Consider the following 21670-nt stretch of genomic DNA (forward strand, 5'->3'; position numbering starts at 1 on the left):
CGCCGCGTGCTCCGGTCAATCAGGCGGTATAAAGGGCGGGCGCGCTCAGGCGCCCAGTTCGCGGACCAGGGAATCGCGGGTGATCTCGCTGATCGACTTGGCGCCGGTCAGGACCATCGCCACGCGCATTTCCTTCTCGAACAGTTCCAGCAAATTACGCACGCCAGCCTCGCCGTGGGTGGCCAGGGCGTAGAGGAAGGCGCGGCCGATCATCACGGTATCGGCGCCGAGGGCGATCATGCGTACCACATCGAGGCCGCTGCGGATGCCCGAGTCGGCAAGAATCCTGATATCGCCTTTTACCGCGTCGGCAATGGCCGGCAGGGCCCGGGCGCTGGAGAGTACGCCATCGAGCTGGCGACCGCCGTGGTTGGAAACGACGATGCCGTCGGCGCCGAATTTCACTGCGTCACGGGCGTCGTCTGCATCGAGGATGCCCTTGATGATCATCGGGCCGTCCCAGAATTCGCGGATCCATTCCAGGTCTTTCCAGGAAATGGACGGGTCGAAGTTGGCACCGAGCCAGCCGATGTAGTCTGCCAGGCCGGTGGGGTTGCCGCGGTATTTGGAAATGTTGCCCAGATCGTGCGGGCGGCCCAGCAGGCCGACATCCAGGGCCCATTGCGGATGAGTCATGGCTTGCCATACACGGCGCAGCGGTGCGTTCGCCCCGCTCATGCCGGAATGGGCGTCGCGATAGCGGGCGCCGGGAACCGGCATGTCGACAGTGAACACCAGGGTCTTGACCCCGGCGGCTTTGGCTCGCTCCAGCGCATTGCGCATGAAGCCTCGGTCTTTCAGGACATAAAGCTGGAACCACATTGGCCGGTCGATGGCCGGGGCGACTTCCTCGATCGGGCACACCGACACCGTGGACATGGTGAAGGGAATGCCTTTCGAAGCCGCCGCGCGTGCTGCCTGGACTTCACCGCGACGGGCATACATGCCGGTCAGACCGACCGGGGCGAGGACCACCGGCATGTTCAGGGTTTCGTCGAAGAGCCTGGTCTGCAGGCTCAGTTCGGACATGTTTTTCAGAACGCGCTGGCGCAAGGCAATGCTCGCCAGATCCTCGACGTTATGCCGCAGGGTGTGTTCGGCGTAGGCGCCACCGTCGGCGTAATGGAACAGGAAGGGCGGCAGCTTGCGCTGGGCCGCAGCGCGGTAGTCGGTGGAGGCAGAAATGATCATGGGATCTCGCAGCTATCTGTGTGAGAAGGCAACTGCCGGGCGCGTCGGAAGCGCGCCCGGCCCCTGTCACTTTAGTGAACCAGCATGCCGGTCAGCCAATACGCCTGGATCAGGGTGATCAGGCCGACGATGGTGGCAAAGAACAGGCTGTGCTTGAGGGTGAAGCGGAACAGGTCCGATTCCTTGCCGACCAGGCCGGTCGCGGCGCAGGCCACGGCGATGGACTGTGGCGAAATCATCTTGCCGGTTACGCCGCCGCTGGTGTTGGCCGCGACCAGCAGGGTGTCGTTGACGCCGATCTGGTGTGCGGTGGTGGCCTGCAGCGAGCTGAACAGGGCGTTGGACGACGTATCCGAGCCGGTCAGGAACACGCCCAGCCAGCCAAGGAACGGCGAGAAGAACGGGAACGCGGCGCCCGTGCCGGCCAGGACCAGGGCCATGGTCGAGGACATGCCCGAGTAGTTGGTGACGAAGGCGAAGGCCAGCACCATGCCGATGGACAGGATTGGCCAGCGCAGCTCGTAGAAGGTCTCTTTCAAAGTGGTCAGGCCAGTTTTGATATTGATCTTCAGGACGATCATCGAGATCAGCGCAGAGAGGAAGATCGCGGTGCCGGTGGCAGAGATCGGGTCCAGCTTGAAGACTGCCGGGATCGCCGTGGGGTTGGCGACGATCGGTGCGGTCTTGATCACCAGTTGATCCAGGTGCGGGATGGCGAAGTTGAACACCCAGTTGTACATCGAGCCGCCGGAGGCGAAGGCGGCCTTGAACGGCTTCAGGGTCCAGATGGTGACCAGCACGGTGAGGATCAGGAACGGCGACCACGCCTTGAAGATTTCGCCGAAGCTGTACGGGGTCGGCTGGCTGCCGCCCTTGACCACGGCGGCGCCGACGCTGGCGGTAGCGGTGGTGAAGGAGTTCTTCGGCTGCCAGACCTTGAGGAACAGGGTCAGGGCGATCAGCGAGGCCAGGGCCGAGGTGATATCGGGCAGTTCCGGGCCGATGAAGTTCGAGGTGAAGTACTGGGTGACGGCAAAGCTCAGGCCGGCGACCAGCGCGGCAGGCCAGGTTTCCTTCACGCCCTTGAGGCCGTCCATCATGAAGACCAGCCAGAACGGCACGAACAGCGACAGCAGCGGCAACTGGCGACCGGTCATGGCGCCGATGTGGAAGGCGTCGATGCCGGTGACCTGGCCGGCCACGATGATTGGGATGCCCAGGGCACCGAAGGCCACGGGCGCGGTGTTGGCGATCAGGCACAGGCCGGCGGCGTACAGCGGGTTGAAACCGAGGCCGACGAGCAGGGCGGCGGTAATGGCGACAGGCGCGCCGAAACCGGCAGCGCCTTCGAGGAAGGCGCCGAAGCAGAAGCCGATCAGCAGGACCTGCAGGCGCTGGTCATCGGTAATCGACAGCACGGAGCTGCGGATCACTTCGAACTGGCCGCTTTTGACCGTCAGTTTGTAGAGGAACACCGCGGCGACGATGATCCAGGCGATGGGCCACAGCCCGTAGGCAAAACCGTAGCCGGCGGCGGCGAACGCCATGTCGGCAGGCATCTGGAAGGCGAAGATCGCCACCAGGATCGACAGGGCCAGGGTGATGCTGCCCGCGATGTGTCCCTTGAGTCGGAACACGGCCAGCGCCAGGAAGAAGAACACGATCGGGATGACTGCCGCCAGGGCGGACAGGCCGAGACTACCAAGCGGACTATAGAGTTGTTGCCAGGTTTGCATATGGGGTGGCCCCTAATTGTTTTTGGTAAGGCGCTGGCATTGGTTAATTGGTAATACCAATTTACAATGGCGAGGCGCTAGGTTAAAAGCCTCTCCGTGGGTGTGTCAATTTGTCCTTGTGAAACTTTGGTCGCAGGGCCGACGAAAGGGTTGGCTGAGTGGTAAGGAAACTTGCCAACTGATGGGTGTAGAGACGGGCGGGATAGGCCAGAATAGGCGCCCCCGAACTGACTCGGGGATTGTGGAGAGCACGTGATGGTTTTCGACCAGGTCCGCCAGCGCCGTTTGTCCGACGATATCGTCGAGCGGCTGGAGGGAATGATTCTTGAGGGCACCCTCACCGCTGGCGAGCGTCTGCCGGCCGAGCGGGTGCTGGCCGAACAGTTCGGCGTTTCCCGCCCGTCGCTGCGCGAGGCGATCCAGAAGCTGGTGGCCAAGGGCATGCTGGTCAGTCGCCAGGGCGGCGGAAACTACGTGGCGGAGTCGTTGGGTACGACCTTCAGCGATCCGTTGCTGCAGTTGCTCGAAAGCAACCCGGAGGCCCAGCGTGACTTGCTGGAGTTTCGCCACACCCTGGAAGCCTCATGCGCTTATTACGCAGCGATGCGTGCGACCGATGTGGATCGCGAGCGGCTCAAGGCGGCGTTCGATGCCTTGCAGGATTGCTACAACCGCAATGATGAGGTGACCCGCGCCGAAGAAGGCGCCGCCGACGCGCGCTTTCATCTGGCGATTGCCGAGGCCAGTCACAACGCGGTATTGCTGCACACCATCCGCGGCTTGTTCGACCTGCTCAAGCGCAACGTGGTGACCAATATCGGTGGCATGTACCAGCAGCGTTCGGAGACCCGGGACATGCTGATCAGCCAGCACCGGGACCTGTACCTGGCGATCGTCGAAGGGCGCGCGCAGGATGCAAGGGAAGTGTCGAGCCGACACATCCTGTATGTGCAGGAAGTACTGGAGGAGGCGCGGCAGGAAGTGCAGCGGGTGGCGCGGGCGGAGCGGCGCAAGGGGCGCTGATCTTGTGTTGTTGCTGATGACCTCATCGCTGGCAAGCCAGCTCCCACGGGTGGGAGCTGGCTTGCCAGCGATGAGGCCCTCAAGGGCATAGAAAGAACTAGTCTTCCCGCCCCTTGTTACGCACCGCGCGCTGCAGCTCGCGATTGGAATCGCGCTCGCGCTCGGTGTCGCGCTTGTCGTATTCCTTCTTGCCCTTGCCCAGGGCAATTTCGCACTTGATCAGGTGCTTGCTCCAGTACAAGGACAGCGCGACGCAGGTGTAGCCTTTCTGCTGCACGCCCACGTACAGGCGCTCGAGTTCGCGGCGGTTGAGCAGCAGCTTGCGGGTACGGGTCGGGTCGGCGATGACGTGGGTGCTGGCGGTGGTCAGCGGGGTGATATGACTGCCCATCAGCCAGGCTTCACCGTCCTTGAGCAGTACATAGCTGTCCACGAGGTGCGCCTTGCCGGCACGCAGGCTTTTTACTTCCCAACCGGACAGGACCAGTCCGGCCTCGAACTTGTGTTCGATGAAGTAATCGTGTCGCGCTTTCTTGTTCTGCGCGATGGTCCCTGTCGGATGTTTCTTTTGTTTGGCCATAGGGGCGGCATTATAGGGAGTCGCTGCGTCGTCGGCTACGGGGAAGTGGCGAGCTTGAGGCGGCGCGGTGAATCCCGGACAATGCCCCGCATCCTTTTTGTTCACGTTTGGAAATGACGCCTGGATGACTACCCATATACAACGGTCGGCCTTGCTGCCTTACCCCGCTCAGGCGCTCTACGATCTGGTCAACGATGTGGATCGCTACCACGAGTTCCTGCCCTGGTGTTCCGGTTCCACCGTGCTGGAGCAGAGCGAGACCGCCATGCGGGCCAGGGTCGAGGTCGCGAAGGGCGGGCTCAGCCAGCACTTTGTAACGCGCAATGTACTGGTGCCGGGGCAATCCATCGAGATGAATCTGGAAGAGGGGCCGTTCAGCCAGTTGCATGGCCTTTGGGTGTTCAAGCCCTTGGGCGAGAAGGCCTGCAAGATCAGCCTGGACCTGTCGTTCGAATATTCCGGAGCCTTGGTCAAGGCGACATTGGGGCCACTGTTCAACCAGGCGGCGAATACCCTGGTCGATGCGTTCTGCCAGCGGGCCAAGCAGCTCTACGGTTGACAGGCCACAGCTCAAAAAAAAGCCCGAACATCTGTTCGGGCTTTTTTATGCACGCCTTGATTACTCGGTTTGCAGTGGCGGCGGCGCCGGTACCGGCATGACTTCGATGGTGTCGACGTCGCGCTGGATTTTCTCTTCCAGCGAGCCCGGGCGGGCAGGTTTTTCTGGTGTTGCCGGCTCGGCCTGTTGCTGGCCTGGCTGGCTGACAGTCGTGCTGCTTTCGTTACCAAGAATTTCCTGGTCGCGGCTCTTGCCTGGCATGAAGTCGCCGGAGAGGCTGGCCAGTTGGTCCTGTTCGTTGAAGAAGACGCTGATGCGTTCCTGTTGGCGCTCACCGCCGCCAGGTTGCAGGCTGTACAGGTAATCCCAGCGATTGGTGTGGAAGGTGTCCTGGATCAGCGGATTGCCCATGATAAACCGTACTTGGCGACGGGTCATTCCGGGGCGCAATTGGTCTATCATGTCCTGCGTTACGACATTGCCCTGCTGGATGTCGATTTTGTAAACCCCGGGAAACGAGCAACCGGCGAGTGCGAGCAGTCCCACGAGGGTGAGGCTGGTTAGCAAGAGCTTGGTGTTTTGCATCGGTGGGCGACTTCCACTATCTTGGCTGGACAACGTAAACCCCGATCATACCCGTATTCAGAGAAGCTGCGAAGCAGCATCGGCGAGAAAGCTGACCATGGTTGAAAATAGCGAACTGCGCAAAGCCGGTCTCAAGGTGACCCTGCCTCGAGTCAAGATCCTACAGATGCTCGACTCTACCGAGCAGCGCCACATGAGCGCTGAAGACGTCTACAAGGCGTTGATGGAGGCGGGGGAAGATGTCGGCCTGGCCACGGTTTATCGTGTCCTGACCCAGTTCGAGGCTGCCGGCCTGGTCGTACGTCACAACTTCGACGGCGGTCACGCGGTATTCGAATTGGCCGATGGCGGCCATCACGACCATATGGTCAACGTGGACTCCGGTGAGGTGGTCGAATTCTTCGATGCTGAAATCGAGAAGCGCCAGAAGGAAATCGTTGCCGAGCACGGTTACGAACTGGTCGATCACAACCTGGTGTTGTACGTGCGCAAGAAGAAGTAAGCGTTCGCGCTTGTTTGCATCAATAAAGAAGGCGACCCACGGGTCGCCTTCTTTATTTCAGGTTTTCCGGATCAGCTCTTGCTGGTCACCACCATCTTCCTGGCGTGAGCCAGTGATTCCTTGGTCAGGTCGATGCCGCCGAGCATGCGTGCCACTTCCTCGACCCGCTCGCGTTTGCCCAGGCTGGTAACGGCCGTGTGCGTGGCATCGCTGTTGCGCACCTTGTGAACGAACAGGTGGTGGTGGCCTTGCGCAGCTACCTGCGGCAGGTGGGTGACGGTCAGGACCTGGCCACGCTCGCCCAGGCGACGCAGCAACTGGCCAACGATTTCTGCAGTGGGGCCGCCGATGCCCACGTCCACTTCGTCGAAGACCAGGGTCGGGATTCGCGAGGTCTGCGCGGTGATTACCTGGATCGCCAGGCTGATGCGTGACAGCTCGCCACCGGAGGCCACTTTCGCCAGCCCCTTGAGAGGCTGCCCGGGGTTGGCGCTGACCAGCAGTTCCACCTGTTCCAGCCCGTGGGGGTGCAGGTCTTCGCCATTGCCAGGCCGAAGCTCGATGCGGAAGCGACCGCCCGGCATGCCCAGGCGCTGGATCTCCTGCTCCACTGCCGAAGCCAGCTGGGTCGATGCGCGCTGGCGCAGGCTGCTCAGTTCGCCGGCCTTTTCATGATAGTGGCGGGTATACGCCTTGAGTTCCTCTTCAAGGCGTTCGATCGATTCGTCGTTGGCATTCAGGCTTTCCAGCTCCTCGCCCAGGCGCTGCTGCAGGTCGAGCAACCCGGTAGGGTGGACGCGGTGCTTGCGCGCCAGGGTATAGAGAGCATCGAGGCGCTCTTCCAGTTGCTGCAGGCGCATCGGGTCGGCATCGAAGTTGTCGAGGAAGCGGTTGAGTTCGCCAACGGCTTCTTCCACCTGGATCTGCGCGCTGGCGATCAGGTTGACGGCTTCGCCCAGGGCGCGAGGAGCATTCTGCACGGCGGTCAGGCGATTGAGGCTGGCTGTCAGGGCGCTCAGCACATTGCCTGAATCGCTCTCGCTGCAATGGTCGATCACCTGGCGGCAGATGCCGAACAGGGCTTCGGCGTTGGTCAGGTTCTTGTGCTCCTGCTCCAGTTGCTCCAGTTCGTTTTCGCCAAGGCCCAGGTTGTCCAGTTCTTCCAGCTGGTAGCTGAGCAACTGGTGGCGGGCGCGCTGTTCATCGCCCGAGTTGCGCAGGCGTTCCAGTTCGGTGTGGGTCTGCCGCCAGCGTTGTGCAGCCAGCTGTACCTGGCGTGCCAGGTCGGTGGCGCCGGCGTACTCGTCGAGCAGGCGGCGGTGGGTGTCGATCTTCAGCAACGACTGGTGCTCGTGCTGGCTGTGGATATCGATCAACAGTTCGCCCAGCGCCTTGAGGTCGCCGAGGGGGCATGGGGTGCCGTTGATGTAGCCGCGGCTGCGGCCTTCGGCGGTGACCACGCGACGCAGGATGCAGGGGCCGTCGTTGTCCAGGTCGCGCTCGGCCAGCCAGGAGCGGGCCTCGGGAATGTCGTCCAGGTCGAAGGTGGCGAGGATGTCGGCCTTGTCTGCGCCCGGGCGCACCACGCCGCTGTCGGCGCGATCACCCAGGGTCAGGCCCAGGGCGTCGAGCATGATCGACTTGCCGGCCCCGGTTTCGCCGGTGATGACGCTCATGCCGCGGGCGAGTTCGAGGTCAAGGTGTTCGACGATGGCGTAGTTGTGGATGGACAGGTGCACCAGCATGCGGGCGGCTCCCAGAGTCAATGTCTGGTTATTTATACAGTGTTTTTGAAATTTCTGACAATGCCCTTCCTTAGCACCATTCGCTTGTGCCGGCCGGCTTTTGATCGCGGACAGTTATGTGCCCCGCACATTGATGTTCAATCGCCCTTGAAGCTGCTTTTTGCGACCCCATATAGGCCGGCAGATGCGCGAGTCGAGCTCGCCGACCACATTGAGAGGAGATATTTCATGGCTGATGAGCAGAAGCTGGACGAACTGAATCCAAACGCAGACAAAGCCGCCGAGGCGGGTTCCGAGGATCTGGTTGCGCGCGTGCAGCTGCTCGAGGAGCAGGTTGCCGCAGCCCAGGACCAGGCCCTGCGCACCGCCGCCGACCTGCAGAACGTCCGCCGCCGTGCCGAGCAGGACGTGGAAAAGGCCCACAAATTCGCCCTGGAGAAGTTCGCTGGCGATCTTCTCCCGGTCATCGACAGCCTGGAGCGCGGCCTGGAGCTGTCCAGCGCGGACGACGAAAGCATCCGTCCGATGCGCGAAGGCATCGAGCTGACCCTCAAGATGTTCGAAGACACCCTCAAGCGCTACAACCTCGAAGCCATCGACCCGCACGGCGAACCCTTCAATGCCGAGCAGCACCAGGCGATGGCCATGCAGGAAAGCGCCGACGTCGAGCCGAACAGCGTGCTCAAGGTGTTCCAGAAGGGTTATCAGCTCAACGGACGTCTGTTGCGTCCGGCCATGGTCGTGGTCAGCAAGGCTCCGGCAGCGGTTTCGCCTTCCATCGACGAGAAGGCTTGAAATTAGCCGGATGGCCCCCATCTAGGTGTCAAGCGTTTAAGTGCTACCGCAGTTGGCAACCACCGCTGCGGCAACCAAATCCAAAGTTTCGGGAGAGTTAACATGGGCAAAATCATCGGTATCGACCTGGGGACCACCAACTCCTGCGTCTCCATTCTGGAAAACGGCAACGTCAAGGTGATCGAGAACGCCGAAGGCGCTCGCACCACGCCGTCGATCATCGCTTACGCCAACGATGGCGAGATCCTGGTTGGCCAGTCGGCCAAGCGCCAGGCCGTCACCAACCCGCACAACACCCTGTACGCAGTAAAGCGTCTGATCGGCCGTCGCTTCGAAGAAGACGTCGTGCAGAAAGACATCCAGATGGTTCCGTACAAGATCGTCAAGGCGGACAACAATGACGCCTGGGTCGAAGTCAACGGCCAGAAAATGGCTCCGCCGCAAATCAGCGCCGAAGTCCTGAAGAAAATGAAGAAAACCGCCGAAGACTACCTCGGCGAGGCAGTGACCGAAGCGGTCATCACCGTACCTGCGTACTTCAACGACAGCCAGCGCCAGGCAACCAAGGACGCCGGCCGTATCGCCGGTCTGGACGTCAAGCGCATCATCAACGAACCGACCGCTGCCGCACTGGCCTACGGCATGGACAAGGCCAAGGGTGACCACACCGTGATCGTCTATGACCTGGGTGGCGGTACCTTCGACGTTTCGGTGATCGAAATCGCCGAAGTCGATGGCGAGCACCAGTTCGAAGTGCTGGCAACCAACGGTGACACCTTCCTCGGTGGTGAAGACTTCGACATCCGTCTGATCGACTACCTCGTCGAGGAATTCAAGAAAGAAACCGGCATGAACCTGAAGGGTGATCCTCTGGCCATGCAGCGTCTGAAAGAAGCTGCCGAGAAGGCCAAGATCGAGCTGTCTTCCAGCCAGCAGACCGACGTCAACCTGCCGTACATCACTGCCGACGCCACCGGTCCGAAGCACCTGAACGTGAAGATCTCCCGCGCCAAGCTGGAGTCGCTGGTCGAAGACCTGGTTCAGCGCACCATCGAGCCATGCCGCATCGCCATGAAAGACGCTGGCATCGACGTCAGCAAGATCGACGACGTGATCCTGGTCGGTGGCCAGACCCGCATGCCGTTGGTACAGAAAACCGTTGGCGAGTTCTTCGGCAAGGAAGCGCGCAAGGACGTCAACCCTGACGAAGCCGTTGCCATGGGTGCGGCCATCCAGGGTGCCGTTCTGGCCGGTGACGTCAAGGACGTCCTGCTGCTCGACGTCAGCCCGCTGACCCTCGGTATCGAAACCATGGGTGGCGTGATGACCGCGCTGATCGAGAAGAACACCACCATCCCGACCAAGAAGTCGCAGGTGTTCTCGACCGCCGACGACAACCAGAGCGCAGTGACCATTCACGTCCTGCAAGGCGAGCGCAAGCAAGCCGCGCAGAACAAGTCCCTGGGCAAGTTCGACCTGGCCGAGATTCCGCCTGCTCCACGTGGCGTTCCGCAGATCGAGGTTACCTTCGACATCGACGCCAACGGCATCCTGCACGTAGGTGCGAAGGACAAGGCCACCGGCAAGCAGCAGTCCATCGTGATCAAGGCCAACTCCGGCCTGTCCGAGGAAGAGATCCAGCAGATGGTTCGCGACGCTGAAGTCAACGCCGAGGAAGACCGCAAGTTCGAAGAGCTGGCCGCCGCCCGCAACCAGGGTGACGCGCTGGTCCACTCGACCCGCAAGATGGTCGCTGACGCCGGTGACAAGGTAACCGCCGAAGAGAAGACCGCGATCGAAGCCGCTGTGGTTGCCCTGGAGGCCGCCGTCAAGGGCGACGACAAGGCTGCCATCGAAGCGAAGATCGAAGAGCTGTCGAAAGTCTCCGCGCCGGTTGCCCAGAAGATGTACGCCGAGCAGGGCGAGAAGTCGGAGGCGGGTGCTCAGGCCCAGCAGGCTGACGACGCCAAGCACGACGACGTCGTTGACGCCGAGTTCGAAGAAGTCAAAGACAACAAGTAATTGCTGCTGGTTGTCGGCCGGTTGACTGATGTTTGACGTTGACTGGTAGGATGTCGCCGCGCGGGGGCTTGCTCCCGCGTTGGCGTGTCTGGAACACCCGAATTTTCTTCAGCACCGGTAGCGATGCCGATGCTGACGGCACAGCGCTGACGCGCAGAGGTTTGCCGAACGTCCTCAAGAGTGCAAAGAACCATGGCAAAGCGTGACTATTACGAGGTTCTGGGAGTCGAGCGGGGCGCGAGCGAGGCTGATTTGAAAAAGGCCTACCGTCGCCTGGCGATGAAGCACCACCCGGACCGTAATCCCGATAGCAAAGAGTCCGAAGAGCTGTTCAAGGAGGCCAACGAGGCCTACGAAGTGCTCTCCGATACCAGCAAGCGTGCCGCGTACGACCAGTACGGCCACGCCGGCGTCGATCCGAGCATGGGTGGCGGCGGTGCCGGTTTTGGCGGCGCCAATTTCTCCGACATCTTCGGCGATGTGTTCAGCGATTTCTTCGGTGGTGGTCGTGGCGGTTCCCGCGGCGGCGCCCAGCGTGGCAGTGACCTGCGCTACACCCTGGAGCTGAACCTCGAAGAAGCGGTGCGTGGCACCACGGTCAATATCCGTGTGCCGACACTGGTCAACTGCAAGCCATGCGACGGCTCGGGCGCGAAGAAAGGCTCTTCGCCAGCGACCTGCCCGACCTGCGGCGGCATCGGCCAGGTGCGCATGCAGCAAGGCTTCTTCTCGGTGCAGCAGACCTGCCCGCGTTGCCAGGGGCAGGGCAAGATCATCACCGATCCGTGCGACTCCTGCCACGGCGAGGGGCGCATCGAAGAGTACAAGACCCTGTCGGTCAAGGTGCCGGCCGGTGTCGATACCGGCGACCGCATTCGCCTCTCCGGCGAAGGCGAGGCGGGCACCCAGGGTGGCCCGACCGGCGACCTGTACGTGGTGATCAATGTGCGCGAGCACCCGATCTTCCAGCGTGACGGCAAGCATCTGTACTGCGAAGTACCGATCAGCTACACCGATGCGGCATTGGGTGGCGAGCTGGAAGTGCCGACCCTCGATGGTCGGGTCAAGCTGAAGATTCCGGAAGGTACCCAGACCGGCAAGCAGTTCCGCTTGCGCGGCAAGGGTGTGGCGCCGGTGCGTGGTGGTGGTGCCGGTGACCTGATGTGCCGTGTGGCGGTCGAGACGCCGGTCAACCTGAGCCGTCGCCAGCGCGAGCTGCTCGAAGAGCTGCGTGCTTCCCTGGAAGGCGACAGTTCCCATTCGCCCAAGGCCAGTGGCTGGTTCGAGGGTGTGAAACGCTTCTTCGGCGATCTGTAAAAGGAAAAACGCATGCGACGTATTGCGGTAATGGGCGCGGCTGGGCGCATGGGCAAGACCCTGGTCGAGGCGATCCAGCACGTCCAGGGCGCTGGTCTGACGGCGGCGGTGGATCGTCCCGACAGCACGCTGGTGGGTGCCGATGCCGGCGAGCTGGCGGCGCTGGGCCGGATCGGCGTACCGATCTCGGACGACCTGGCCAAGGTGGTGGAAGAGTTCGATGTGTTGATCGACTTCACCCACCCGTCGGTGACCCTGAAGAACCTGGCGTTCTGCCGCAAGGCGGGCAAGGCCATGGTAATCGGCACTACGGGCTTCAGTGCCGAGGAGAAGCAGTTGCTGGTCGAGGCGGGCAAGGAGATTCCGATCGTCTTCGCCGCCAACTTCAGCGTGGGGGTCAACCTCTGCCTGAAGCTGCTCGACACCGCTGCCCGCGTGCTGGCCGATGAAGTGGATATCGAGATCATCGAGGCTCACCATCGTCACAAGGTCGATGCACCGTCCGGTACCGCACTGCGCATGGGCGAAGTGGTGGCCCAGGCGCTGGGGCGCGATCTGAAGGAGGTGGCGGTCTACGGTCGCGAGGGCCAGACCGGCGCACGTGATCGCCAGACCATTGGTTTCGCCACTGTGCGTGCCGGTGATGTAGTCGGTGACCACACCGTGCTGTTCGCCGCCGAGGGCGAGCGCGTGGAGATCACCCACAAGGCTTCCAGTCGCATGACCTTCGCCAAGGGTGCGGTTCGTGCGGCCATGTGGCTCGATGGTCGCGAGCCGGGCCTGTACGATATGCAGGACGTGCTCGACCTGCATTGATTCTGTGCTGCGTTACCCAGAGTGCCCGGTCTCCATGAGCGGGCACTCCTGCGGCCTTCTCCGATGCGCCCTGTCGCATTCCTGCGTCTTTCAGACACATCAGTGGTAGACCCAAAAAGCGTTTTTCTGTAAGCTACAGCTTTAGTGTGTCCACTAAAAGCGCGCAGATAATTCGACGAAGAAAGCGGGGTGACGTGTCTATACGTCATTCCGCTTTTTTGCAACCTGCGATCGCCCCTTCAGGCTTGATTTACGGGAGGTCTTCTTGACTAAGCCAGCCATACTCGCCCTTGCCGATGGCAGCATTTTTCGCGGTGAAGCCATTGGAGCCGACGGTCAGACCGTTGGTGAGGTGGTGTTCAACACCGCAATGACCGGCTATCAGGAAATCCTGACTGACCCATCGTACTCGCAACAGATCGTTACCCTGACCTACCCTCATATCGGCAACACCGGCACTACCGCCGAAGACGCCGAGTCCGATCGCGTCTGGTCGGCCGGCCTGGTCATCCGCGACCTGCCGCTGATCGCCAGCAACTGGCGTAACACCCTGTCCCTGAGCGATTACCTCAAAGCCAACAATGTCGTGGCCATCGCCGGTATCGATACCCGCCGCCTGACCCGCATCCTGCGTGAGAAAGGTGCACAGAACGGTTGCATCCTGGCCGGTGACAATATCAGCGAGGAAGCCGCCATCGCCGCAGCGCGCGGATTCCCGGGCCTGAAAGGCATGGACCTGGCCAAGGTGGTCAGCACCAAGAGTGCCTACGAGTGGCGCTCCAGTGTCTGGGAGCTGAAAACCGACAGCCACCCGACCATCGAGGCGGCCGACCTGCCGTACCACGTGGTTGCCTACGACTATGGCGTCAAGCTGAACATCCTGCGCATGCTGGTCGCCCGTGGCTGCCGCCTGACCGTCGTCCCGGCGCAGACCCCGGCCAGCGAAGTGCTTGCCCTCAACCCTGATGGCGTGTTCCTGTCCAACGGCCCTGGCGATCCGGAGCCTTGCGACTACGCCATCCAGGCGATCAAGGAAATCCTGGAAACCGATATTCCGGTCTTCGGTATCTGCCTCGGTCACCAGCTGCTGGCCCTGGCGTCCGGTGCCAAGACCGTGAAGATGGGCCACGGCCATCACGGTGCCAACCACCCGGTCCAGGACCTGGACACCGGCGTGGTGATGATCACCAGCCAGAACCACGGCTTCGCGGTCGACGAGGCCACCCTGCCGGCCAACGTTCGCGCCATCCACAAGTCGCTGTTCGACGGTACCCTGCAGGGCATCGAGCGCACCGACAAGAGCGCGTTCAGCTTCCAGGGCCACCCTGAAGCCAGCCCTGGCCCGACCGATGTCGCGCCACTGTTCGATCGTTTCATCGATGCCATGGCCAAGCGCCGCTAAGCATCCCTGCGTGAAGGCGCTGGACCGGCGAAGCCCGGTTCAGCAGCGCCTGACCAAGATTGTTCAAGACGGCTTGCCGACTGACCTGCGGATTTGAGTGACAACCATGCCAAAACGTACAGACATTAAAAGCATCCTGATTCTCGGCGCTGGCCCGATCGTGATCGGCCAGGCCTGCGAATTCGACTACTCCGGCGCCCAGGCGTGCAAGGCCCTGCGCGAGGAGGGTTTCCGCGTCATCCTGGTGAACTCCAACCCTGCCACCATCATGACCGACCCGGCCATGGCCGACGCCACCTACATCGAGCCGATCAAGTGGCAGTCCGTTGCCAAGATCATCGAGAAAGAGCGGCCGGACGCGCTGCTGCCGACCATGGGTGGCCAGACCGCACTGAACTGCGCCCTGGACCTGGAGCGCGAAGGCGTCCTGGAGAAATTCGGCGTGGAAATGATCGGCGCCAACGCCGACACCATCGACAAGGCCGAAGACCGTTCGCGTTTCGACAAGGCAATGAAGGCCATCGGCCTGGAATGCCCGCGCTCGGGTATCGCCCACAGCATGGAAGAGGCCAATGCGGTCCTCGAGAAGCTGGGCTTCCCGTGCATCATCCGTCCGTCCTTCACCATGGGCGGTACCGGTGGTGGCATCGCCTACAACCGTGAAGAGTTCGAAGAGATCTGCGCCCGTGGCCTCGACCTGTCGCCGACCAAGGAACTGCTGATCGACGAATCGCTGATCGGCTGGAAAGAGTACGAGATGGAAGTGGTCCGCGACAAAAAGGACAACTGCATCATCGTCTGCTCCATCGAGAACTTCGACCCGATGGGCGTGCACACCGGTGACTCGATCACCGTTGCTCCGGCACAGACCCTGACCGATAAGGAATACCAGATCATGCGCAACGCCTCCCTGGCGGTGCTGCGTGAAATCGGTGTCGAAACCGGCGGTTCCAACGTGCAGTTCGGTATCTGCCCGAACACCGGCCGCATGGTCGTGATCGAAATGAACCCGCGGGTATCCCGTTCCTCCGCACTGGCTTCGAAAGCCACCGGCTTCCCGATCGCCAAGATCGCCGCCAAGCTGGCTGTCGGCTACACCCTCGACGAGCTGCAGAACGACATCACCGGCGGTCGTACCCCGGCTTCCTTCGAACCATCGATCGACTACGTCGTCACCAAGCTGCCACGTTTCGCCTTCGAGAAATTCCCGAAAGCCGACGCCCGCCTGACCACCCAGATGAAATCCGTGGGTGAAGTCATGGCCATCGGCCGGACCTTCCAGGAGTCGCTGCAGAAAGCCCTGCGTGGCCTGGAAGTCGGTGTGTGCGGCCTCGACCCGAAAGTCGACCTGGCCAACCCGGAAACCCCGAGCATCCTCAAGCGCGAGCTGACCGTGCCGGGCGCCGAGCGTATCTGGTACGTGGCCGATGCCTTCCGCGCCGGCATGACCCGCGACGAAATCTTCGCCCTGACCAGCATCGACCACTGGTTCCTGATCCAGATCGAAGACCTGATCAAGGAAGAAGAGAAGGTCAAGACCCTGGGCCTGGCCGCCATCGACAAGCAACTGATGCTGAACCTCAAGCGCAAGGGCTTCTCCGACCAGCGCCTGGCCAAGCTGCTGGGTATCACCGACAAGAACCTGCGTCGCCATCGCCACAAGCTGGAAGTCTTCCCGGTGTACAAGCGCGTGGATACCTGCGCCGCCGAGTTCGCCACCGACACCGCCTACCTGTACTCGACCTACGAGGAAGAGTGCGAGGCCAATCCGTCGACCCGCGACAAGATCATGATCCTGGGCGGCGGTCCGAACCGTATCGGCCAGGGCATCGAGTTCGACTACTGCTGCGTGCATGCCGCGCTGGCACTGCGTGACGACGGTTACGAGACCATCATGGTCAACTGCAACCCGGAAACCGTTTCCACCGACTACGACACCTCCGACCGCCTGTACTTCGAGCCGCTGACCCTGGAAGACGTGCTGGAAGTGGTGCGCGTCGAGAAGCCGAAGGGCGTCATCGTCCACTACGGCGGCCAGACCCCGCTGAAACTGGCTCGCGCCCTGGAAGAGGCCGGTGTACCGATCATCGGTACCAGCCCTGACGCCATCGACCGTGCCGAAGACCGCGAGCGCTTCCAGCAGATGGTCCAGCGCCTGAACCTGCTGCAGCCGCCAAACGCCACCGTGCGCAGCGAAGACGAAGCCATTCGCGCCGCTGGCGATATCGGCTACCCGCTGGTCGTTCGTCCGTCCTACGTACTGGGCGGTCGCGCCATGGAAATCGTCTACGAGCTGGACGAACTGAAGCGCTACCTGCGTGAAGCGGTCCAGGTCTCCAACGACAGCCCGGTGCTGCTCGACCACTTCCTCAACTGCGCCATCGAGATGGACGTGGATGCGGTCTGCGACGGCACCGACGTGGTCATCGGCGCGATCATGCAGCACATCGAGCAGGCCGGTGTTCACTCCGGTGACTCTGCATGCTCGCTGCCGCCGTACTCGTTGCCTGCCCATGTGCAGGACGAAGTCCGCGAGCAGGTCAAGAAGATGGCCCTGGAGCTGGGCGTTGTCGGCCTGATGAACGTGCAGCTGGCGCTGCAGGGCGACAAGATCTACGTGATCGAAGTCAACCCTCGCGCTTCGCGGACCGTGCCTTTCGTTTCGAAGTGCATCGGCACCTCGCTGGCGATGATCGCGGCCCGTGTCATGGCCGGCAAGACCCTGAAAGAGCTGGGCTTCACCAAGGAAATCATTCCTAACTTCTACAGCGTCAAGGAAGCGGTGTTCCCGTTCGCCAAGTTCCCGGGGGTTGACCCGATCCTCGGCCCTGAGATGAAATCCACCGGCGAAGTCATGGGTGTCGGCGACAGCTTCGGTGAAGCCTTCGCCAAGGCCCAGATGGGTGCCAGCGAAGTGCTGCCGACCGGCGGTACCGCGTTCATCAGCGTGCGTGACGACGACAAGCCGCAAGTGGCCGGCGTTGCCCGCGACCTGATTGCCCTGGGCTTCGAAGTGGTCGCAACTGCCGGAACCGCGAAGATCATCGAGGCGGCCGGCCTGAAAGTGCGTCGCGTGAACAAGGTGACCGAAGGGCGTCCGCACGTGGTCGACATGATCAAGAACGACGAAGTGTCGCTGATCATCAACACCACCGAAGGTCGCCAGTCGATCGCCGATTCCTACTCGATTCGCCGCAATGCGTTGCAGCACAAGATCTACTGCACCACCACCATTGCGGCCGGTGAAGCTATCTGCGAAGCGCTGAAGTTCGGTCCGGAAAAGACCGTTCGCCGCTTGCAGGATCTGCATGCAGGACTCAAAGCATGAGCATTACCAAGTACCCGATGACCGTCCAGGGCGCTCGCGCCCTGGAAGACGAACTGACCTTCCTCAGCAAGACCGAGCGCCCACGCCTGAGCCAGGCGATCGGTGAAGCGCGGGAGCTGGGCGATCTCAAGGAAAACGCCGAATACCACGCCGCTCGTGAAGAGCAGGGCATGGTCGAGGCGCGGATCCGCGACATCGAAGGCCGTCTGCAGAACTCGGTGGTGATCGACGTCACCACCATCGCCCATACCGGCAAGGTGATTTTCGGTACCACCGTGGATCTGGAAAACACCGAGACCGGCGATCAGGTGACCTACCAGATCGTTGGCGAGGACGAGGCTGATATCAAGAAAGGCAAGCTCTCCGCGAGCGCGCCGATCGCCCGCGCCATCATCGGCAAGGAAGAAGGCGATGTGGTCGTGGTGAAAACCCCGAGCGGCACGGTCGAGTACGAGATTGTCGAAGTCAAGCACATCTGACGACAGCCTCTCCGGGCCTTGCGTCGAAGCCATCCTCTGGCAACTGGCCCAGGTATTCTGGGTCGGTGGCCTTTGGGTGTTTCATGTCGGCCTGGTGCCGGCGTTGAAGGTCAGCAGCCTGGCGCCCCTGCTGATAGAGGACATCTCTATCCAGATCGACCGCTGGTTGATCGGTGTGGCGGCGCTGGGATTGTTGACGCAATTGGCCGTGCTGGTGCGGCTGAAGGGATTGCCGGCTTGCTGGCGGCTGTTCAGCGGCAAGTTGCTGCTGGTCGGTTTCACCGCTTGCATCGGCTATTACACCTTGCGCTACGGCTTCTCGGCCGGTGCGCGCTGGCAGGTGTTCTGCTTCGTCGTGCTGGGGCTCAGCGGCATTGCGCTGGTGGCCCAGCCTGTCCCGACCAGGGCGCGCTAAGACGCGCCGCTGACCGGTATCACCGTTACTTGTAGCGGTGGATATTGGACAGTTGCTTGTTCGGTTGCGGGTTACGGCGATACAGCAGGACCATCTTGCCGATGATCTGTACCTGTTCGGCTCGGCCGATCTTGCTCAGTTCATCCATGACTGCCCGACGTTCTTCCCGGTCTTCGAGCTTGACCTGCACCTTGATCAGTTCATGATCTACCAGGGCACGCTCGAGTTCGGCGAGGACACCTTCGGTCAAGCCATTGCCCGCCACGATCAGGACCGGTTTCAGGTCGTGACCAATGGATTTGTACTGTTTCTTCTGCTCGTTATTGAGCGGCATAATCTGACCCTTTCGTCTGGATTCTGTAAAAATGGCGGCCATTTTACCCGAGGGCCCGTGGCTCCGCCCAGTCAATCACGACGCTTAATCATCGAGGTGCCCAGTGGCGCAGCGTTCCAAGAGCAGCCATAACTGGCTGAGAGAGCATTTCAACGATCCTTTCGTCAAACAGGCGCAAAAGGACGGCTACCGCTCGCGCGCGAGCTACAAACTGCTGGAAATCCAGGAAAAGGACCGCTTGATCCGCCCGGGCATGAGCGTGATCGACCTCGGCGCCGCGCCGGGTGGCTGGTCCCAGGTCACCAGCCGGCTGATCGGCGGGCAAGGTCGGCTGATCGCTTCCGACATCCTGGAAATGGACAGCATTCCCGACGTGACCTTCATCCAGGGCGATTTCACCCAGGACGAAGTGCTTGCGCAGATTCTCGAGGCCGTAGGTAATTCACAGGTGGACCTTGTGATTTCGGATATGGCCCCCAACATGAGTGGTACGCCTGCTGTCGATATGCCGCGGGCGATGTTCCTTTGTGAGCTGGCCCTTGATCTGGCCAGTCGCGTCCTGCGTCCAGGTGGGGATTTTCTGATCAAGATCTTCCAGGGTGAAGGCTTCGATACCTATTTGAAGGACGTTCGTCAGAAATTCGACAAGGTCCAGATGCGCAAGCCGTCGTCGTCACGTGATCGCTCGCGTGAGCAATACCTTCTGGCGAGGGGCTACCGCGGCGAATAACGCGGCGGTTTAACGCGGTACCGATAGTATTTTCCAATCGGTCTCCCTGCGTGGTGTGGATGAATATCGTGTAGTCTGGATTCACAAAGGGTTACAGACGGCGCCAACAGCCGTTGTAGGAATGTAGTAAGTTAAGCCGCTGATTATCATGCGAGGCACGGTTGCGCCTAAACCTGCTTCAGAGGGTAGCGAATTGAACGATATGGCAAAGAATTTGATCCTGTGGTTGATCATCGCGGCGGTCCTGGTGACGGTGATGAACAACTTCTCCAGCCCGAATGAGCCGCAGACCCTCAACTATTCCGACTTCATCCAGCAAGTCAAGGATGGCAAGGTCGAGCGCGTCACGGTCGACGGTGCTGTCATTACCGGCAAGCGCAGCGACGGCGATACCTTCAAGACCATCCGTCCGGCGATCCAGGACAACGGCCTGATTGGCGACCTGGTCGACAATCACGTGGTGATCGAAGGTCGTCAACCCGAGCAGCAGAGCATCTGGACCCAGTTGCTCGTAGCCAGCTTCCCCATCCTGGTGATCATCGCGGTATTCATGTTCTTCATGCGCCAGATGCAGGGCGGTGCCGGCGGCAAGGGCGGCCCGATGAGCTTCGGCAAGAGCAAGGCGCGCCTCTTGTCCGAAGACCAGGTCAAGACGACCCTGGCCGATGTCGCCGGTTGCGACGAAGCCAAGGAAGAAGTCGGCGAGCTGGTCGAGTTCCTGCGTGATCCGGGCAAGTTCCAGCGCCTGGGTGGTCGTATCCCGCGCGGCGTGCTGATGGTCGGCCCTCCGGGTACCGGCAAGACCCTGCTGGCCAAGGCCATTGCAGGTGAGGCCAAGGTGCCGTTCTTCACCATTTCCGGTTCGGACTTCGTGGAAATGTTCGTCGGTGTCGGTGCCAGCCGTGTGCGCGACATGTTCGAACAGGCCAAGAAACACGCACCGTGCATCATCTTCATCGACGAGATCGACGCCGTGGGTCGCCATCGTGGCGCCGGCATGGGCGGCGGTCACGACGAACGCGAGCAGACCCTCAACCAGTTGCTGGTAGAGATGGATGGCTTCGAAATGAACGATGGCATCATCGTCATCGCTGCCACCAACCGTCCTGACGTGCTTGACCCGGCGCTGCTGCGTCCCGGTCGCTTCGACCGCCAGGTGGTGGTCGGCCTGCCGGATATCCGCGGTCGCGAACAGATCCTCAAGGTCCACATGCGCAAGGTGCCGATCGGCGACAACGTCAACCCGGCGGTCATCGCGCGCGGTACACCTGGCTTCTCCGGTGCCGACCTGGCCAACCTGGTCAACGAGGCCTCGCTCTTCGCCGCCCGCGGTGGCAAGCGCGTGGTGGAGATGAAGGAGTTCGAGCTGGCCAAGGACAAGATCATGATGGGCGCCGAGCGCAAGACCATGGTCATGTCGGAGAAAGAGAAACAGAACACTGCCTACCACGAGGCGGGCCACGCCATCGTCGGTCGCATCGTTCCCGAGCATGATCCGGTGTACAAGGTTTCGATCATCCCGCGCGGTCGTGCGCTGGGCGTGACCATGTTCCTGCCGGAAGAAGACCGCTACAGCCTGTCCAAGCGCGCGCTGATCAGCCAGATCTGCTCACTGTACGGCGGCCGTATCGCCGAAGAGATGACCCTGGGCTTCGACGGCGTGACCACCGGCGCCTCCAACGACATCATGCGTGCCAGCCAGATCGCACGGAACATGGTGACCAAGTGGGGGCTGTCGGAAAAGCTCGGGCCGCTGATGTACGCCGAGGAAGAGGGCGAGGTGTTCCTGGGCCGAGGCTCCAGTGGCCAGCACACCAATGTGTCGGGCGAGACCGCCAAGCTGATCGACTCCGAGGTGCGCAGCATCATCGACCAGTGCTATGCCACTGCCAAGCAGATCCTCACGGACAACCGTGACAAGCTCGACGCCATGGCCGATGCGCTGATGAAGTACGAAACCATCGACGCCGACCAGATCGACGACATCATGGCAGGTCGTACACCGCGCGAGCCGCGGGACTGGGATAACGATTCCGGTACTTCGGGCACCGCTGCATCCCAGGGTGACCGTCCCGAGTCCCCTATCGGTGGTCCGGCTGCGCAACACTAAG

Annotated in this window: 19 protein-coding genes; 13 read left to right on the forward strand and 6 right to left on the reverse strand. The window is 61.6% G+C overall.

Annotated elements, in window-relative coordinates:
* Window positions 1-45 precede the first annotated feature (45 nt).
* Window positions 46-1191 carry an FMN-dependent L-lactate dehydrogenase LldD gene (gene lldD / locus ACPFMA_RS03980; protein WP_064303358.1) on the reverse strand — a complete coding sequence of 382 codons (1146 nt, stop codon included), beginning with the start codon at window positions 1189-1191 and terminating at the stop codon, window positions 46-48.
* Window positions 1192-1262: 71 nt separating this feature from the next.
* Window positions 1263-2927 carry a lactate permease LctP family transporter gene (locus ACPFMA_RS03985; RefSeq protein ID WP_064303359.1) on the reverse strand — a complete coding sequence of 555 codons (1665 nt, stop codon included), beginning with the start codon at window positions 2925-2927 and terminating at the stop codon, window positions 1263-1265.
* Window positions 2928-3182: 255 nt separating this feature from the next.
* On the opposite strand from ACPFMA_RS03985, the gene ACPFMA_RS03990 reads away from it, so the two are divergent.
* The gene (locus ACPFMA_RS03990) at window positions 3183-3950 is read left to right on the forward strand and encodes an FCD domain-containing protein (protein WP_009404277.1); all 768 of its coding nucleotides are present in this window, start codon (window positions 3183-3185) and stop codon (window positions 3948-3950) included.
* Window positions 3951-4047: 97 nt separating this feature from the next.
* Here the strand turns inward: ACPFMA_RS03990 and smpB are convergent, their stop codons facing one another.
* Entirely contained in the window at window positions 4048-4530 is a 483-nt protein-coding gene (gene smpB, locus ACPFMA_RS03995) for an SsrA-binding protein SmpB (RefSeq protein WP_009404278.1), read from the reverse strand.
* Between the two features lie 124 nt (window positions 4531-4654).
* Between smpB and ACPFMA_RS04000 the strand changes: the two genes are divergently transcribed.
* Window positions 4655-5089, forward strand: a complete 435-nt coding sequence (locus ACPFMA_RS04000) for a type II toxin-antitoxin system RatA family toxin (RefSeq protein WP_009404279.1) — start codon at window positions 4655-4657, stop codon at window positions 5087-5089.
* 60 nt (window positions 5090-5149) lie between these two features.
* Here the strand turns inward: ACPFMA_RS04000 and ACPFMA_RS04005 are convergent, their stop codons facing one another.
* Complete coding sequence (locus tag ACPFMA_RS04005) at window positions 5150-5674, reverse strand: outer membrane protein assembly factor BamE (RefSeq protein ID WP_064303360.1); 525 nt, start codon at window positions 5672-5674, stop codon at window positions 5150-5152.
* 97 nt (window positions 5675-5771) lie between these two features.
* On the opposite strand from ACPFMA_RS04005, the gene fur reads away from it, so the two are divergent.
* The gene (gene fur / locus ACPFMA_RS04010) at window positions 5772-6176 is read left to right on the forward strand and encodes a ferric iron uptake transcriptional regulator (protein ID WP_009404281.1); all 405 of its coding nucleotides are present in this window, start codon (window positions 5772-5774) and stop codon (window positions 6174-6176) included.
* A gap of 71 nt (window positions 6177-6247) precedes the next feature.
* On the opposite strand, the gene recN is transcribed toward fur, so the two are convergent.
* Window positions 6248-7921 carry a DNA repair protein RecN gene (gene recN, locus ACPFMA_RS04015; protein ID WP_425929722.1) on the reverse strand — a complete coding sequence of 558 codons (1674 nt, stop codon included), beginning with the start codon at window positions 7919-7921 and terminating at the stop codon, window positions 6248-6250.
* 228 nt (window positions 7922-8149) lie between these two features.
* Here recN and grpE point away from each other — a divergent pair, with 228 nt between their 5' ends.
* The 8 genes from grpE (at window position 8150) to ACPFMA_RS04055 (ending at window position 18495) form a co-directional block, all read left to right on the forward strand.
* The gene (gene grpE, locus ACPFMA_RS04020; protein WP_009404283.1) at window positions 8150-8716 is read left to right on the forward strand and encodes a nucleotide exchange factor GrpE; all 567 of its coding nucleotides are present in this window, start codon (window positions 8150-8152) and stop codon (window positions 8714-8716) included.
* A 102-nt stretch (window positions 8717-8818) separates the two neighbouring features.
* Window positions 8819-10738 carry a molecular chaperone DnaK gene (gene dnaK, locus ACPFMA_RS04025; RefSeq protein WP_425929723.1) on the forward strand — a complete coding sequence of 640 codons (1920 nt, stop codon included), beginning with the start codon at window positions 8819-8821 and terminating at the stop codon, window positions 10736-10738.
* Between the two features lie 192 nt (window positions 10739-10930).
* Window positions 10931-12055, forward strand: a complete 1125-nt coding sequence (dnaJ, locus tag ACPFMA_RS04030; protein WP_009404285.1) for a molecular chaperone DnaJ — start codon at window positions 10931-10933, stop codon at window positions 12053-12055.
* Between the two features lie 12 nt (window positions 12056-12067).
* Window positions 12068-12871: a 4-hydroxy-tetrahydrodipicolinate reductase gene (gene dapB, locus ACPFMA_RS04035; RefSeq protein WP_009404286.1), complete on the forward strand. Its 804-nt coding sequence runs from the start codon at window positions 12068-12070 to the stop codon at window positions 12869-12871.
* 265 nt (window positions 12872-13136) lie between these two features.
* Window positions 13137-14273, forward strand: a complete 1137-nt coding sequence (carA, locus tag ACPFMA_RS04040) for a glutamine-hydrolyzing carbamoyl-phosphate synthase small subunit (RefSeq protein WP_064303362.1) — start codon at window positions 13137-13139, stop codon at window positions 14271-14273.
* 106 nt (window positions 14274-14379) lie between these two features.
* The gene (gene carB, locus ACPFMA_RS04045) at window positions 14380-17601 is read left to right on the forward strand and encodes a carbamoyl-phosphate synthase large subunit (RefSeq protein ID WP_009404288.1); all 3222 of its coding nucleotides are present in this window, start codon (window positions 14380-14382) and stop codon (window positions 17599-17601) included.
* Window positions 17598-18080, forward strand: a complete 483-nt coding sequence (greA, locus tag ACPFMA_RS04050; protein ID WP_037061676.1) for a transcription elongation factor GreA — start codon at window positions 17598-17600, stop codon at window positions 18078-18080. Before carB ends, greA begins: the two co-directional genes overlap by 4 nt.
* The gene (locus ACPFMA_RS04055; protein ID WP_051032725.1) at window positions 18058-18495 is read left to right on the forward strand and encodes a hypothetical protein; all 438 of its coding nucleotides are present in this window, start codon (window positions 18058-18060) and stop codon (window positions 18493-18495) included. The genes greA and ACPFMA_RS04055 overlap by 23 nt, the downstream gene beginning before the upstream one ends.
* A gap of 25 nt (window positions 18496-18520) precedes the next feature.
* Here the strand turns inward: ACPFMA_RS04055 and yhbY are convergent, their stop codons facing one another.
* Window positions 18521-18829: a ribosome assembly RNA-binding protein YhbY gene (gene yhbY, locus ACPFMA_RS04060; protein ID WP_009404291.1), complete on the reverse strand. Its 309-nt coding sequence runs from the start codon at window positions 18827-18829 to the stop codon at window positions 18521-18523.
* 103 nt (window positions 18830-18932) lie between these two features.
* Between yhbY and rlmE the strand changes: the two genes are divergently transcribed.
* A complete protein-coding gene (gene rlmE / locus ACPFMA_RS04065) occupies window positions 18933-19559 on the forward strand; it encodes a 23S rRNA (uridine(2552)-2'-O)-methyltransferase RlmE (RefSeq protein WP_009404292.1) in 627 nt (208 codons plus the stop codon).
* Between the two features lie 202 nt (window positions 19560-19761).
* Entirely contained in the window at window positions 19762-21669 is a 1908-nt protein-coding gene (gene ftsH, locus ACPFMA_RS04070; RefSeq protein WP_009404293.1) for an ATP-dependent zinc metalloprotease FtsH, read from the forward strand.
* Window position 21670 lies beyond the last annotated feature (1 nt).

Source organism: Pseudomonas sp. NyZ201 (assembly GCF_049860765.1).
Classification (GTDB): Bacteria; Pseudomonadota; Gammaproteobacteria; order Pseudomonadales; family Pseudomonadaceae; genus Aquipseudomonas; species Aquipseudomonas bharatica.

Bases quoted from the DNA above. Each gene is read 5' to 3' on its own strand.
- lldD (WP_064303358.1), bottom strand. From the start codon at position 1,191: ATGATCATTTCTGCCTCCACCGACTACCGCGCTGCGGCCCAGCGCAAG.
- ACPFMA_RS03985 (WP_064303359.1), bottom strand. From the start codon at position 2,927: ATGCAAACCTGGCAACAACTCTATAGTCCGCTTGGTAGTCTCGGCCTG.
- ACPFMA_RS03990 (WP_009404277.1), top strand. From the start codon at position 3,183: ATGGTTTTCGACCAGGTCCGCCAGCGCCGTTTGTCCGACGATATCGTC.
- smpB (WP_009404278.1), bottom strand. From the start codon at position 4,530: ATGGCCAAACAAAAGAAACATCCGACAGGGACCATCGCGCAGAACAAG.
- ACPFMA_RS04000 (WP_009404279.1), top strand. From the start codon at position 4,655: ATGACTACCCATATACAACGGTCGGCCTTGCTGCCTTACCCCGCTCAG.
- ACPFMA_RS04005 (WP_064303360.1), bottom strand. From the start codon at position 5,674: ATGCAAAACACCAAGCTCTTGCTAACCAGCCTCACCCTCGTGGGACTG.
- fur (WP_009404281.1), top strand. From the start codon at position 5,772: ATGGTTGAAAATAGCGAACTGCGCAAAGCCGGTCTCAAGGTGACCCTG.
- recN (WP_425929722.1), bottom strand. From the start codon at position 7,921: ATGCTGGTGCACCTGTCCATCCACAACTACGCCATCGTCGAACACCTT.
- grpE (WP_009404283.1), top strand. From the start codon at position 8,150: ATGGCTGATGAGCAGAAGCTGGACGAACTGAATCCAAACGCAGACAAA.
- dnaK (WP_425929723.1), top strand. From the start codon at position 8,819: ATGGGCAAAATCATCGGTATCGACCTGGGGACCACCAACTCCTGCGTC.
- dnaJ (WP_009404285.1), top strand. From the start codon at position 10,931: ATGGCAAAGCGTGACTATTACGAGGTTCTGGGAGTCGAGCGGGGCGCG.
- dapB (WP_009404286.1), top strand. From the start codon at position 12,068: ATGCGACGTATTGCGGTAATGGGCGCGGCTGGGCGCATGGGCAAGACC.
- carB (WP_009404288.1), top strand. From the start codon at position 14,380: ATGCCAAAACGTACAGACATTAAAAGCATCCTGATTCTCGGCGCTGGC.
- greA (WP_037061676.1), top strand. From the start codon at position 17,598: ATGAGCATTACCAAGTACCCGATGACCGTCCAGGGCGCTCGCGCCCTG.
- yhbY (WP_009404291.1), bottom strand. From the start codon at position 18,829: ATGCCGCTCAATAACGAGCAGAAGAAACAGTACAAATCCATTGGTCAC.
- ftsH (WP_009404293.1), top strand. From the start codon at position 19,762: ATGGCAAAGAATTTGATCCTGTGGTTGATCATCGCGGCGGTCCTGGTG.